This is a genomic window from Streptococcus gwangjuensis (assembly GCF_028156745.1).
GTDB classification, from domain to species: domain Bacteria; phylum Bacillota; class Bacilli; order Lactobacillales; family Streptococcaceae; genus Streptococcus; species Streptococcus gwangjuense_A.
On the sequence record NZ_JAODJG010000029.1, the window covers coordinates 228,322 to 242,439 of the forward strand.

Annotated in this window: 16 protein-coding genes and 1 other annotated feature; of the genes, 15 read left to right on the top strand and 1 reads right to left on the bottom strand. The window is 41.5% G+C overall.

The window, feature by feature from the left end:
• Nucleotides 1–19: 19 nt before the first annotated feature.
• The 5 genes from pyrH to N5909_RS03490 all read left to right on the top strand — a co-directional run bounded on the left by pyrH (nt 20) and on the right by N5909_RS03490 (nt 3,541).
• Nucleotides 20–757 (top strand): UMP kinase, encoded by a 738-nt coding sequence (pyrH, locus tag N5909_RS03470; RefSeq protein WP_000002996.1) that lies wholly within the window; start codon nt 20–22, stop codon nt 755–757.
• An 8-nt stretch (nt 758–765) separates the two neighbouring features.
• Nucleotides 766–1,323 carry a ribosome recycling factor gene (gene frr / locus N5909_RS03475; protein ID WP_001262225.1) on the top strand — a complete coding sequence of 186 codons (558 nt, stop codon included), beginning with the start codon at nt 766–768 and terminating at the stop codon, nt 1,321–1,323.
• A 59-nt stretch (nt 1,324–1,382) separates the two neighbouring features.
• A complete protein-coding gene (gene cvfB / locus N5909_RS03480; RefSeq protein ID WP_033681907.1) occupies nt 1,383–2,237 on the top strand; it encodes an RNA-binding virulence regulatory protein CvfB in 855 nt (284 codons plus the stop codon).
• An 8-nt stretch (nt 2,238–2,245) separates the two neighbouring features.
• On the top strand, nt 2,246–2,461 hold the full coding sequence (locus N5909_RS03485) for a YozE family protein (protein WP_033681906.1): 216 nt from the start codon (nt 2,246–2,248) through the stop codon (nt 2,459–2,461).
• A gap of 84 nt (nt 2,462–2,545) precedes the next feature.
• The gene (locus N5909_RS03490) at nt 2,546–3,541 is read left to right on the top strand and encodes a PhoH family protein (RefSeq protein WP_033681905.1); all 996 of its coding nucleotides are present in this window, start codon (nt 2,546–2,548) and stop codon (nt 3,539–3,541) included.
• 56 nt (nt 3,542–3,597) lie between these two features.
• Here N5909_RS03490 and ald read toward each other — a convergent pair whose 3' ends face one another.
• A complete protein-coding gene (ald, locus tag N5909_RS03495) occupies nt 3,598–4,710 on the bottom strand; it encodes an alanine dehydrogenase (RefSeq protein ID WP_033681903.1) in 1,113 nt (370 codons plus the stop codon).
• A gap of 171 nt (nt 4,711–4,881) precedes the next feature.
• Between ald and N5909_RS03500 the strand changes: the two genes are divergently transcribed.
• From N5909_RS03500 to N5909_RS03545, 10 genes are all read left to right on the top strand, one after another.
• Nucleotides 4,882–5,451, top strand: coding sequence for a GNAT family N-acetyltransferase (locus tag N5909_RS03500; RefSeq protein ID WP_271630818.1), 570 nt, complete (start codon nt 4,882–4,884; stop codon nt 5,449–5,451).
• A 66-nt stretch (nt 5,452–5,517) separates the two neighbouring features.
• Nucleotides 5,518–6,168 (top strand): helix-hairpin-helix domain-containing protein, encoded by a 651-nt coding sequence (locus N5909_RS03505; RefSeq protein WP_033681900.1) that lies wholly within the window; start codon nt 5,518–5,520, stop codon nt 6,166–6,168.
• Nucleotides 6,152–8,392 carry a DNA internalization-related competence protein ComEC/Rec2 gene (locus N5909_RS03510; RefSeq protein ID WP_033681898.1) on the top strand — a complete coding sequence of 747 codons (2,241 nt, stop codon included), beginning with the start codon at nt 6,152–6,154 and terminating at the stop codon, nt 8,390–8,392. The genes N5909_RS03505 and N5909_RS03510 overlap by 17 nt, the downstream gene beginning before the upstream one ends.
• A gap of 72 nt (nt 8,393–8,464) precedes the next feature.
• Nucleotides 8,465–8,596: a sequence feature (ribosomal protein L20 leader region), on the top strand.
• Between the two features lie 15 nt (nt 8,597–8,611).
• The gene (gene infC, locus N5909_RS03515) at nt 8,612–9,142 is read left to right on the top strand and encodes a translation initiation factor IF-3 (RefSeq protein WP_000848180.1); all 531 of its coding nucleotides are present in this window, start codon (nt 8,612–8,614) and stop codon (nt 9,140–9,142) included.
• Nucleotides 9,143–9,174: 32 nt separating this feature from the next.
• Nucleotides 9,175–9,375 (top strand): 50S ribosomal protein L35, encoded by a 201-nt coding sequence (rpmI, locus tag N5909_RS03520; RefSeq protein WP_001125943.1) that lies wholly within the window; start codon nt 9,175–9,177, stop codon nt 9,373–9,375.
• 51 nt (nt 9,376–9,426) lie between these two features.
• Nucleotides 9,427–9,786, top strand: a complete 360-nt coding sequence (rplT, locus tag N5909_RS03525; RefSeq protein ID WP_000124834.1) for a 50S ribosomal protein L20 — start codon at nt 9,427–9,429, stop codon at nt 9,784–9,786.
• Between the two features lie 58 nt (nt 9,787–9,844).
• Nucleotides 9,845–10,225 (top strand): VOC family protein, encoded by a 381-nt coding sequence (locus N5909_RS03530; RefSeq protein WP_000157153.1) that lies wholly within the window; start codon nt 9,845–9,847, stop codon nt 10,223–10,225.
• A 248-nt stretch (nt 10,226–10,473) separates the two neighbouring features.
• Entirely contained in the window at nt 10,474–11,274 is an 801-nt protein-coding gene (locus tag N5909_RS03535) for a dihydroorotate dehydrogenase electron transfer subunit (protein ID WP_115904445.1), read from the top strand.
• Complete coding sequence (locus tag N5909_RS03540) at nt 11,237–12,223, top strand: dihydroorotate dehydrogenase (protein ID WP_271630820.1); 987 nt, start codon at nt 11,237–11,239, stop codon at nt 12,221–12,223. Before N5909_RS03535 ends, N5909_RS03540 begins: the two co-directional genes overlap by 38 nt.
• Nucleotides 12,224–12,350: 127 nt before the next feature.
• Entirely contained in the window at nt 12,351–14,075 is a 1,725-nt protein-coding gene (locus N5909_RS03545) for a glucosaminidase domain-containing protein (RefSeq protein WP_271630821.1), read from the top strand.
• Nucleotides 14,076–14,118: the final 43 nt, after the last annotated feature.

Below are 14,118 nucleotides of genomic sequence, written 5' to 3' on the forward strand. Positions count from 1 at the left end.
TAAAAGAAGGAGAGTGAAAATGGCGAATCCCAAGTATAAACGTATTTTAATCAAGTTATCAGGTGAAGCCCTTGCCGGTGAACGTGGCGTAGGGATTGATATCCAAACAGTTCAAACAATCGCAAAAGAGATTCAAGAAGTTCATAGCTTAGGTATCGAAATTGCCCTTGTTATCGGTGGAGGAAATCTCTGGCGTGGAGAACCTGCAGCAGAAGCAGGAATGGACCGCGTTCAGGCAGATTACACAGGAATGCTTGGGACCGTTATGAATGCTCTTGTGATGGCAGATTCATTGCAACAAGTTGGTGTCGATACGCGTGTGCAAACTGCCATTGCTATGCAACAAGTGGCAGAGCCTTATGTCCGTGGACGTGCCCTTCGTCACCTTGAGAAAGGCCGTATCGTTATCTTTGGTGCCGGAATTGGTTCACCTTACTTCTCAACAGATACAACAGCGGCCCTTCGTGCAGCTGAAATCGAAGCGGATGCCATCCTTATGGCTAAAAATGGCGTAGATGGTGTTTACAATGCCGATCCTAAGAAGGACAAGACAGCCGTTAAGTTTGAAGAATTGACCCACCGTGACGTTATCAATAAAGGTCTCCGCATCATGGACTCAACTGCTTCAACCCTCTCAATGGATAATGACATTGACTTAGTTGTCTTCAACATGAATCAACCAGGCAACATCAAACGTGTCGTATTTGGTGAAAATATCGGAACAACAGTTTCAAATAATATCGAAGAAAAGGAATAAGAAAGATTATGGCTAACGCAATTATTGAAAAAGCTAAAGAGAGAATGACCCAGTCTCACCAATCACTTGCTCGTGAATTTGGTGGTATCCGTGCCGGCCGTGCCAATGCAAGCTTGCTTGACCGTGTACATGTAGAGTACTATGGAGTAGAAACTCCTCTTAACCAAATCGCTTCAATCACCATTCCAGAAGCGCGTGTTTTGTTAGTAACACCATTTGACAAGTCTTCATTGAAAGACATCGAACGTGCCTTGAACGCTTCTGATCTTGGTATTACACCAGCTAATGACGGTTCTGTAATCCGCTTGGTTATCCCAGCTCTTACAGAAGAAACTCGTCGTGACCTTGCTAAAGAAGTGAAGAAAGTCGGCGAAAATGCTAAAGTGGCTGTCCGCAATATCCGTCGTGATGCTATGGATGAAGCCAAGAAACAAGAAAAAGCAAAAGAAATCACTGAAGACGAATTGAAGACTCTTGAAAAAGATATTCAAAAAGTGACAGACGATGCTGTCAAACACATCGACGACATGACTGCTAATAAAGAGAAAGAACTTTTGGAAGTCTAAAAATAAACAGAAAAACTCAGTTGGCATTGCTGGCTGAGTTTTATTCGAAAGAAGGAAATATGAATATAAATCTTGCAAGTTTTATCGTTGGACTCATCATCGATGAAAACGACCGTTTTTACTTTGTGCAAAAGGATGGTCAAACCTATGCTCTTGCTAAGGAAGAAGGTCAACATACAGTAGGGGATACGGTCAAAGGTTTTGCCTACACGGATATGAAGCAAAAACTCCGCCTGACCACTCTAGAAGTGACTGCCACTCAGGACCAATTTGGTTGGGGGACTGTAACGGAAGTTCGTAAAGACTTGGGTGTCTTTGTGGATACAGGACTTCCTGATAAGGAAGTCGTAGTATCGCTAGATATTCTCCCTGAACTTAAGGAACTATGGCCTAAGAAGGGTGACCAACTCTATATCCGTCTTGAAGTGGACAAGAAAGACCGAATCTGGGGACTCTTGGCATATCAAGAAGACTTTCAACGTCTAGCTCGTCCTGCTTACAACAACATGCAGAACCAAAACTGGCCAGCCATTGTTTACCGTCTCAAGCTGTCAGGAACCTTTGTTTACCTACCAGAAAATAACATGCTTGGCTTTATCCATCCTAGCGAGCGCTATGCAGAGCCACGTTTGGGTCAAGTTTTAGATGCGCGTGTCATTGGTTTCCGCGAAGTGGACCGTACGTTGAATCTCTCCCTCAAACCACGCTCTTTTGAGATGTTGGAAAATGATGCTCAGATGATTTTGACCTACTTGGAAAGCAATGGCGGTTTCATGACCTTAAATGATAAGTCATCTCCAGACGACATCAAAGCAACCTTTGGCATTTCTAAAGGTCAGTTCAAGAAAGCTTTAGGTGGTCTTATGAAGGCTGGTAAAATCAAGCAAGACCAGTTTGGGACAGAGTTGATCTAGGGTGACTTATGAGAAAATCATTTTACACTTGGCTCATGACCGAGCGCAATCCTAAAAGTAACAGTCTCAAAGCAATCTTGGCAGACCTCGCTTTTGAAGAGTCAGCCTTCCCAAAACACACAGATGATTTTGATGAGGTGAGTCGCTTTCTGGAAGAACATGCCAGTTTCTCTTTTAACCTAGGAGACTTTGACGCTATCTGGCAAGAATACTTAGAACACTAGCATGATTCACTGGGTTTGGGCTAGTAATTTCTCCACCCCTTTGCTATAATAAAAAGAAATAAAAGGATTAGAGAGGTTCTTTATTTGAAGGAACATTCAATAGACATTCAACTGAGTCATCCAGATGATCTGTTTCATCTTTTTGGTTCCAATGAACGCCATCTTCGTTTGATGGAAGAAGAGCTTGATGTGGTGATTCATGCTCGTACTGAGATTGTCCAAGTTTTGGGAGAAGAGTCTGCTTGTGAGGAAGCCCGTCAGGTTATTCAAGCTCTCATGGTCTTGGTGAATCGTGGGATGACCGTTGGTACGCCAGATGTGGTAACTGCAATTAGCATGGTCAAAAACGATGAAATCGACAAGTTTGTCGCCCTTTACGAAGAAGAAATCATCAAGGATAATACTGGTAAACCTATTCGTGTCAAAACCCTAGGGCAAAAGCTTTATGTGGACAGTGTCAAACAGCATGATGTGACTTTTGGAATTGGGCCCGCAGGGACAGGGAAGACTTTTCTTGCAGTTACTTTAGCCGTGACAGCCCTTAAACGTGGGCAGGTCAAGCGGATTGTCCTAACTCGTCCAGCAGTGGAAGCTGGCGAGAGTCTAGGTTTTCTTCCAGGCGATCTCAAGGAGAAGGTAGATCCTTACCTTCGACCTGTTTATGATGCCTTGTATCAGATTCTGGGAAAAGACCAAACAACTCGTCTCATGGAGCGTGAAATTATCGAGATTGCGCCCCTTGCCTATATGCGGGGACGAACCTTGGATGATGCCTTTGTCATTCTCGATGAGGCACAAAATACGACCATCATGCAGATGAAGATGTTTTTGACTCGTTTAGGTTTTAATTCTAAGATGATTGTCAATGGAGATATCAGTCAGATTGACCTACCACGTAATGTCAAGTCCGGTTTGATTGATGCTCAAGAGAAACTCAAGAACATTCACCAGATTGACTTTGTTCATTTTTCAGCCAAGGATGTGGTTCGCCATCCAGTTGTCGCTCAGATTATCCGAGCTTATGAACCAGCTCCAATTAAAAATGAAGAGAGTGAAGAAAGTCAAGAAGAAATAGAATAGCAAAAAAGAGCAGTTCAGGTGGACTTGCTCTTTCTTTTATCTGATAATTAGATTTGTTAGACTAGTTCGTCAATTGGAGTATGTTTTTTTTCGAGACCATGGGCTACTGGAAGACTGGTTAAGTAACCTTGATAAGTGGTCACACCTTGGCGCAAGCCCTCATCCTCAGAGATTGCTTGTGAGAATCCTTTGCCAGCCAAAGCTTCGATATAAGGAAGAGTGACATTGGTTAGGGCGATGGTTGAAGTACGAGCAACCGCTCCGGGGATGTTGGCAACGGCATAGTGGAGCACACCGTGTTTTTCATAGACGGGTTCATCGTGCGTTGTCACACGGTCAGCTGTTTCGATAACGCCACCTTGGTCAACAGCAACGTCAACGATGACCGATCCTGGACGCATTTGCTTGACCATCTCATCTGTCACCAATTTTGGAGCCTTGGCACCAGGGATGAGAACCGCTCCGATTACCACATCCGCATCTCTCACACTGGCTTCGATGTTGAATGAATTGGACATGAGAGTTTGAATTTGGTGGCCAAAGACCTCCTCTAAAACGGAGAGACGTTTAGCACTGATATCAAGGATGGTTACTTGAGCACCAAGACCAAGGGCAATTCGGGCAGCATGGGTTCCGACGACACCGCCACCGATAATGGTTACTTTTCCTTTAGGCACACCCGGTACACCCCCAAGTAGGACACCAGAACCTCCTGCTTGCTTAGTTAGGAAATGGGCGCCGATTTGGACTGCCATACGGCCTGCAACCTCACTCATAGGAACGAGGAGTGGTAACTGACCTTGAGAATCACGAACAGTTTCATAGGCAATACCAGTTGTTTTTGCTGCTAACATAGCATCTGCTAATTCTGGGGCAGCAGCCATGTGCAAGTAGGTAAAGAGAAGTAGGTCGTCTCGCAAATATCCATATTCAGAAGCTAGTGGTTCTTTTACTTTGACGACCAACTCGGCCGACCAGGCTTCAGCAGCAGTAGAAACAATCTCAGCTCCTTGCTTTTGATAGTCAGCATCAGTAAAGCCTGAACCGAGACCAGCATTTGTTTCGATAAGGACGCGATGACCACGACCGACTAAGCTGTGGACACCAGCAGGTGTGAGGGCGACACGGTTTTCATTATTCTTAATTTCTTTTGGAATTCCGATTAACATAGAGAAAAACTCCCTTTCTATTGACGGGTTGTAAATGATTTATCACAGTTATCTATAAAATAAGGTGATGATTTTATTCTATATGAAACCGCTTTAAAAAGCAAGAAAAACTTGTTGTAACTTCTTTTTTATGCTAGACTGATAGAAAATACTTTTGAATGGTAAAAACGTATGGAATCAATCTTTTTAAAACTAGCTCAGTATCCCATAGTCGAGACTGAGCGTTTATTGCTTAGACCTGTAACCTTGGATGATGCGGAAGCGATGTTTGCCTATGCCTCGGACAAGGATAATACACGTTACACTTTTCCAACCAATCAAAATTTAGAAGAAACCAAGAATAACATTGCTCAGTTCTACTTGGCTAATCCCTTGGGACGTTGGGGAATAGAACTAAAAAGCAATGGTCAGTTTATTGGAACCATTGACTTGTACAAGATTGATCCTGTTCTTAAGAAGGCAGCTATTGGCTACATTATCAATAAAAAGTATTGGAATCAAGGTTTGACGACAGAAGCCAATCGTGCCGTGATTGAGCTGGCTTTTGAGAAGATTGGAATGAATAAGTTGGTTGCTCTTCACGATAAGGGCAATCCTGCATCTGGAAAGGTCATGGAGAAATCAGGCATGCGTTTTTCCCATGCAGAACCATATGCTTGTATGGACCAGCATGAAGCAGGCCGAATCGTGACCAGAGTTCATTATGTCTTGACCAAGGAAGACTATTTTGCAAATAAATAAGCAGTTGAGAAGAAATTTTCAACTGTTTTTTCATCCTCTTACGAATAATCTAAGAGAGGAGAAAATATGGAAGCAATTATCGAGAAAATCAAAGAGTATAGAATCATTGTCATCTGTACTGGTCTGGGATTACTTGTCGGAGGATTTTTCCTGCTAAAGCCAGCTCCACAAACACCTGTCAAGGAAACGAATTTGCAGGCAGAAGTTGCAGCTGTTTCCAAGGATTCATCGATCGAAAAGGATGTGAAGAAGGAAGAAAAGGAAGAACCCCTTGAACAAGATCTAATCACAGTAGATGTAAAAGGCGCTGTTAAAGCACCTGGAATTTATGATTTGCCTGTAGGTAGTCGGGTCAATGATGCTGTTCAAAAGGCGGGTGGCTTGACAGAGCAAGCAGACAGCAAGTCGCTTAATCTAGCTCAGAAAGTCAGTGATGAGGCTTTGGTTTACGTTCCAACTAAGGGAGAAGAATTAGCTAGTCAACAGGCAGGTTCTGGTGCGCCTTATTCAACAAGCAAAGAAAAGAAGGTCAATCTCAACAAGGCCAGTCTGGAAGAACTCAAGCAGGTCAAGGGACTGGGAGGAAAACGAGCTCAGGACATTATCGACCATCGTGAAACAAACGGGAAATTCAAGTCGGTCGATGAACTCAAGAAAGTCTCTGGCATTGGTGCCAAGACCATAGAAAAGCTAAAAGACTATGTTACAGTGGATTAAGAATTTCTCTATTCCCCTAATTTACCTGAGTTTTCTATTGCTATGGCTTTACTACGCCATTTTCTCATTATCTTATCTCGCCCTGCTAGGTTTTGTTTTTCTGCTAGTCTGTCTCTTTATCCAATTTTCGTGGAAGTCTGCTGGAAAAGTTTTAGCAATTTGTGGAATCTTTGGCTTCTGGTTTCTGTTTCAAAATTGGCAACAGAGTCAAGAGAGTCAAAATTTGGCGGATTCTGTTGAGAGGGTACGGATTTTGCCTGATACTATTAAGGTTAATGGTGACAGTCTATCCTTTCGTGGCAAGTCTGATGGACGCATTTTTCAAGTCTATTATAAACTCCAGTCCGAGGAGGAGAAAGAAGCCTTTCAATCTTTAACCGACCTTCATGAGATAGGACTAGAAGGGAAGCTTTCGGAGCCAGAAGGGCAGAGGAATTTTGGTGGATTTAACTATCAAGCCTATCTGAAGACTCAGGGAATTTACCAGACTCTCAATATCAAAAAAATCCAGTCACTTCAAAAGGTTAGCAGTTGGGATATAGGTGAAAACCTGTCCAGCTTACGCCGAAAGGCTGTGGTTTGGATTAAGACGCACTTTCCAGACCCTATGCGTAATTACATGACAGGGCTTCTATTAGGACATCTGGACACAGATTTTGAGGAGATGAATGAGCTTTATTCCAGTCTAGGAATTATCCACCTCTTTGCCTTGTCTGGTATGCAGGTAGGCTTTTTTATGGATGGATTTAAGAAACTTCTCTTGCGATTGGACTTGACCCAAGAAAAGTTGAAATGGCTGACCTATCCCTTTTCCCTTATCTATGCAGGGTTGACAGGATTTTCAGCTTCGGTCATTCGCAGTCTCTTGCAAAAGCAACTGGCTCAACATGGTGTTAAGGGCTTGGATAATTTTGCCTTGACAGTCCTTGTCCTCTTTATCATCATGCCCAACTTTTTCCTGACAGCAGGAGGTGTCTTGTCCTGCGCTTATGCTTTTATCTTGACCATGACCGGCAAAGAAGGGGAGGGGCTTAAGGCTGTTGCCAGAGAAAGTCTAGTCATTTCCTTGGGCATATTGCCCATTCTGTCCTTCTATTTTGCGGAATTTCAACCTTGGTCAATTCTTTTAACCTTTGTCTTTTCCTTTCTATTTGACTTGGTCTTCTTACCGCTCTTGTCTATCTTATTTGCCCTTTCCTTTCTTTATCCAGTCATTCAGCTGAATTTTATTTTTGAATGGTTGGAGGACATTATTCGCTTGGTATCACAGGTTACAAGTAGATCACTTGTCTTTGGACAACCCAATGCATGGCTTTTAATCTTATTATTAATTTCCTTGGCTTTGGTCTATGATTTGAGGAAAAACATTAAAAGGCTAGCAGTGTTGAGCTTATTGATTGCAGGTCTATTTTTCTTTACCAAGCATCCACTGGAAAATGAAATCACCATGCTGGATGTAGGGCAAGGGGAAAGTATTTTCCTACGGGATGTAACTGGGAAAACCATTCTCATAGATGTAGGCGGTAAGGCAGAGTCTAGTAAGAAAATAGAAAAATGGCAAGAAAAGGTGACAACTAGCAATGCCCAGCGAACCTTGATTCCCTATCTTAAAAGTCGTGGAGTGGCCAAGATTGACCAGCTAATTTTGACTAACACGGACAAGGAGTATGTTGGAGATTTGTTAGAGGTGACCAAGGCTTTCCATATTGGGGAGATTTTAGTATCCAAAGGCAGTCTGAAACAGAAGGAATTTGTGGCAGAACTACAGGCGACTCAAACCAAGGTGCGTAGTGTGTCAGTGGGGGAACACTTGGCAATTTTCGGAAGGCAATTAGAAGTCCTATCTCCAAGGAAAATTGGAGATGGAGGTCATGAAAATTCCCTAGTTCTTTATGGGAAACTCTTGGATAAGTACTTTCTCTTCACAGGAAATTTGGAGGAGAAAGGAGAGAAGGATCTTCTGAAGCAATATCCTGACCTAGAGGTGGATGTTTTGAAGGGTGGTCAACATGGCAATAAAAAATCATCAAGTTCAGCCTTTCTAGAAAAACTCAAACCAGAGCTTACTCTTATATCAGTTGGAAAGAGCAATCGAACGAAACTCCCCCATCAGGAAACCTTGACCCGACTGGAAGGTATCAATAGTAAAGTTTACCGAACTGACCAGCAAGGAGCTATACGGTTTAAAGGGTGGAAAAGTTGGAAAATCGAAACGGTTGATTAATGAGCAGAAACTTTTTAAAAAAATAACTTTTTATCTTGACAAGGGCTAGAAAACTTGGTATCATATAAAAGTTGAGAAAAGCAGAAGTGAGAGCTTCTCGCCTTGTGACATTAAGTTGCCTGGCCCTACGGATGAAAAGTTTCTAAGAAACGCTATCATAACGTGCGGGCTTGTATATTTACGAGTCCGCTATTGTTTTTCTCTAATAAAACAAAAGAGGTGAAAACCATAGCAAAGCAAGACTTATTCATCAATGATGAGATTCGTGTACGTGAAGTTCGCTTGATTGGTCTTGAAGGAGAACAGCTAGGCATCAAGCCACTCAGTGAAGCGCAAGCTTTGGCTGATAACGCTAATGTTGACCTAGTATTGATTCAACCCCAAGCCAAACCGCCTGTTGCAAAAATTATGGACTACGGTAAGTTCAAATTTGAGTACCAGAAGAAGCAAAAAGAACAACGTAAAAAACAAAGTGTTGTTACTGTGAAAGAAGTTCGTCTAAGTCCAACGATTGACAAGGGTGACTTTGATACAAAACTTCGCAATGCACGCAAATTCCTTGAAAAAGGAAATAAAGTTAAGGTATCTATTCGCTTTAAGGGTCGTATGATTACCCATAAAGAGATTGGTGCAAAAGTTTTAGCCGAGTTTGCTGAAGCAACTCAAGATATTGCAATCATCGAACAACGTGCTAAAATGGATGGACGTCAAATGTTCATGCAATTGGCGCCAGCGACTGACAAAAAATAATTGTCAGAAAGTTAAATAAAGGAGAAAAAATCATGCCAAAACAAAAAACACACCGCGCATCAGCTAAACGTTTCAAACGTACAGGTTCTGGTGGACTTAAACGTTTCCGTGCTTACACTTCTCACCGTTTCCACGGAAAAACTAAGAAACAACGTCGTCATCTTCGTAAAGCATCTATGGTGCATTCAGGAGATTACAAACGTATCAAAGCAATGCTTACTCGCTTGAAATAATAGCTTGACTGTAAGTAAACAATTCTAGGAAATATTTGGAGGAAATAAAACATGGCACGTGTTAAAGGTGGCGTTGTATCACGCAAACGTCGTAAACGTATTCTTAAATTAGCAAAAGGTTACTATGGAGCTAAACACATCTTGTTCCGTACTGCAAAAGAACAAGTAATGAACTCTTACTACTATGCATACCGTGACCGTCGTCAGAAAAAACGTGACTTCCGCAAATTGTGGATCACTCGTATCAACGCGGCAGCTCGTATGAACGGACTTTCATACTCACAATTGATGCATGGTTTGAAATTGGCTGAGATCGAAGTTAACCGTAAAATGCTTGCTGACTTGGCTGTTAACGATGCAGCAGCTTTCACAGCTCTTGCAGATGCAGCTAAAGCAAAACTTGGTAAATAATAACAGATAAGACTGGAACAGGATTGTCCCAGTCTTTTTAAAAATAAAGGAGAAAAATATGGCTTCAAAAATGCTACATACTTGCTTGCGAGTAGAGAATCTTGAAAAATCAATCGCATTTTATCAAGATGCTTTTGGTTTTAAAGAATTGCGTCGCAGAGATTTTCCAGACCATGCCTTCACGATTGTCTATCTAGGACTTGAGGGTGACGACTATGAGTTGGAGTTGACTTATAACTACGATCACGGTCCTTATGTGGTTGGAGATGGATTTGCCCACATCGCCCTCAGTACACCTGATCTTGAGGCGCTTCATCAAGAGCATAGTGCCAAAGGCTATGAAGTTACTGAACCAAATGGTCTACCAGGAACTGCACCTAACTATTACTTTGTCAAAGACCCTGATGGCTACAAGGTTGAAGTCATTCGTGAAAAATAATCTCGTGAAGTCAAGTAGAATGTTCGTTTTCTACTTGACTTTTTTTGGTTGAAAGAGTATACTAGTAAAAATTTAACCTTTAAGGGGAGTCCAGAGAGACTCACAAGGTGTCAGATAAAAGAATAGTACAATTTTCTAGAGGGGACTTTTTGAGTGTGCTCTCTTGTCTTGTACGATTTTAACTGAGGCCTTGCAATCGCAAGGCCTTTTCTTTATCTGCTCCCCTTAAAATTTAAGGAGGAAAAGTCATGAATCCCACATGTAAGAAACGTTTGGGTGCCATTCGTTTGGAAACCATGAAGGTGGTTGCACAGGAGGAAATCGCGCCAGCAATCTTTGAACTGGTCCTAGAAGGAGAAATGGTTGAAACTATGCGAGCAGGCCAATTTCTTCATCTGCGTGTGCCTGATGATGCCCATCTTTTGCGTCGTCCTATTTCAATTTCGTCTATTGATAAGGTAAAGAAGCAGTGTCACCTCATTTATCGGATTGAAGGGGCTGGGACAGCTATTTTCTCAACCTTAAGTCAGGGAGACACTCTTGATGTAATGGGTCCTCAGGGAAATGGTTTTGACTTGTCTGACCTTGATGAGCAGAGCCAGGTCCTCTTAGTTGGAGGGGGGATTGGTGTACCTCCTTTACTTGAGGTGGCCAAGGAATTGCATGCGCGTGGAGTAAAAGTAGTGACTGTTCTCGGTTTTGCTAATAAGGATGCTGTTATTTTAGAGACGGAATTAGCTCAATATGGTCAAGTCTTTGTAACGACAGATGATGGTTCTTATGGTATCAAGGGAAATGTTTCCGTTGTTATCAAGGATTTAGACAATCAATTTGATGCTGTTTACTCATGTGGGGCGCCTGGAATGATGAAGTATATCAATCAGACCTTTTATGACCACCCAAGAGCCTATTTATCTCTGGAATCTCGTATGGCTTGTGGGATGGGGGCTTGCTATGCCTGCGTTCTAAAAGTGCCAGAAAGCGAGACGGTCAGCCAACGCGTCTGTGAAGATGGCCCTGTTTTCCGCACAGGAACAGTTGTATTATAAGGAGAAAATCATGACTACAAATCGTTTACAAGTTTCTCTACCTGGTTTGGATTTGAAAAATCCAATCATTCCAGCATCAGGCTGTTTTGGTTTTGGACAAGAGTATGCCAAGTACTATGATTTAGATCTTTTAGGTTCTATCATGATCAAGGCGACAACCCTTGAACCTCGTTTTGGGAATCCAACTCCAAGGGTAGCAGAGACACCTGCTGGTATGCTCAATGCAATCGGCCTGCAAAATCCTGGTTTGGAAGTTGTTTTGGCCGAAAAGCTACCTTGGCTGGAAAGAGAATATCCAAATCTTCCTATTATCGCCAATGTAGCTGGTTTTTCAAAACAAGAGTATGCTGCTGTTTCTCGAGGAATTTCCAAGGCAGCTAATGTAAAGGCTATTGAGCTCAATATTTCTTGCCCCAATGTAGATCACTGTAATCATGGACTTTTGATTGGTCAAGATCCAGATTTAGCTTATGATGTGGTGAAAGCAGCTGTGGAAGCCTCTGATGTGCCAGTTTATGTCAAATTAACCCCTAGTGTGACGGATATCGTCACTGTCGCAAAAGCTGCAGAAGATGCGGGGGCAAGTGGCTTGACCATGATCAATACTCTAGTTGGAATGCGCTTTGACCTCAAAACCAGAAAACCAATCTTGGCCAATGGAACAGGTGGAATGTCTGGTCCAGCAGTCTTTCCAGTAGCCCTCAAACTCATCCGTCAGGTAGCCCAAACAACAGATCTGCCTATTATTGGAATGGGAGGAGTGGATTCGGCTGAAGCTGCCCTAGAAATGTATCTGGCGGGAGCATCTGCTATCGGAGTTGGAACAGCCAACTTTACTAATCCATATGCCTGTCCTGATATTATCGAAAATTTACCAAAAGTCATGGACAAATACGGCATTAGCAGCCTAGAAAATCTACACAAGGAAGTAAAAGCCAGCCTTAGATAAGCTAGACCATTCTTATCGTCAATAAGACACATAATTTTCATCATTTTGTAATATTTTCATCTTTTAACTATGTTAGAATAAAGTTAATTACGAATGATGTAGATGAATTTCTACTTAGGGGAGTAAAATGAAGAGAACACTACTTGTAAGCACGGCAGTGCTTGCATTGGCAATTGTGCCCACAACATCAGTCTTTGCTGAAGATAGTAAAACAACGGATCAAAGTCAAACGACGAATAAGAGTCAATCTGTGGACAAAAATCAGTCTAAAGATAAAAATCAGACTCTAGCTTCAGAAGAGAAAAAAGTTGTTGAAAATACAAAGAATGAAGCTGAAAAGACGGAAAAAAAGAAAGAACCAGTTGTTGTAAAAGAAAATAATTCTAAAAAAGAGGCTATTTCAAATAAAGAAAAAGTTGAAGAAGCTCATAAGAATGGTTGGCAGAAAGAGCATGGAAAATGGCTTTTTTATGAGAATAATCAACCAATAAAAAATTGGAAAAAAATTGCGGGTGTCTGGTATTTATTTGATCAACATGGAATCATGGCCAGCAATACTATTGTTAATGACTATGCTTTTCGTACTAGTGGAGCAATGGTAGAAAAGTCCTGGGTTAAAATTGCTGATAAATGGTATTATGCTACAGATTCAGGAAAAATCCTTCGTAATAAATGGGAAAAGATTAAGGGCACATGGTACTATTTTAACAGTGATGGTGTGATGGCTAGTAATCAGTGGAAAGATGCTTACTATCTAAAAAATAGTGGAGCAATGGCTGAAAAAGAATGGATTTTTGATAAATCTTATAATAGCTGGTTTTACCTAAAATCAGGTGGTGCTTATGCTTCACGTGAATGGATTGGTGCTTATTACCTCAAATCTGGTGGTTATATGGCCAAGAATGAATGGATTTTTGATCCTAACTACAATGCATGGTACTACCTGAAAGAAGATGGAAGCTATGTTACTGGTGGTTTTAACATCAAAAATAAAGAGTACTTCTTCCAAGATAACGGAAAGTGGATTCAAAGTCCAAAATATTTTAAGGTTAAACCAATCACAGCCTATATTTATAGCGAATCAGGAGATATTTTGAGCTATGTCAATCAGGGAAGTATTGTGACCTATGATGGCTCTAAAAGCAAGGGTAGTCGTCTAGCTGTTTCAATATCAGGATTGTCCGGTTATATGAATCAAAGTGATTTGGCTTTAGTTGAGGAAGGAAGTGAGTTTATTCCTCACTATACTACTGACGGAAGATTCCTATACCATGAACTTTCTCCATACACTAGTATTCGGGTAGCTCCACATACTTCAGCCATGAAAATTGGTAAGAAGTATTATTCAAAGGATGGAGAACATTTCGATGGGTTTACTATCAAAAATCGTTTCCTTTTCAAGAATTTAACTGAACCAACCAACTATAGTGCGGATGAATTAAATAGAGTTTATTCGATTATGAATATCCGAAACAGTCGTCTTGCCGGTAAAGGAGCAATTTTTAAAGAAGCTGAAAAACGTTATGGTGTCAATGCTCTCTATTTAATGGCTCACAGTGCGCTAGAAAGTGCTTGGGGACGTAGCCAAATTGCTAATGATAAAAATAACTTCTTCGGAATAGCTGCTTACGATACCAGTCCCTATGATTCAGCTAAGAAATTTGATGATGTAGACAAAGGAATTCTTGGTGCGGCTAAGTGGATTCGTGAGAACTATATTGACCGTGGAAGAGATCACCTTGGAAATAAAGCGACAGGAATGAATGTACGCTATGCATCAGATCCGTACTGGGGTGAAAAAATAGCTAGTATCATGATGAATATCAATAGTCGACTTGGTGGAAAAGATTAAAAGATAAGCAACGATAACTGCTGAAAAAGTGGTTGTCGTTTTT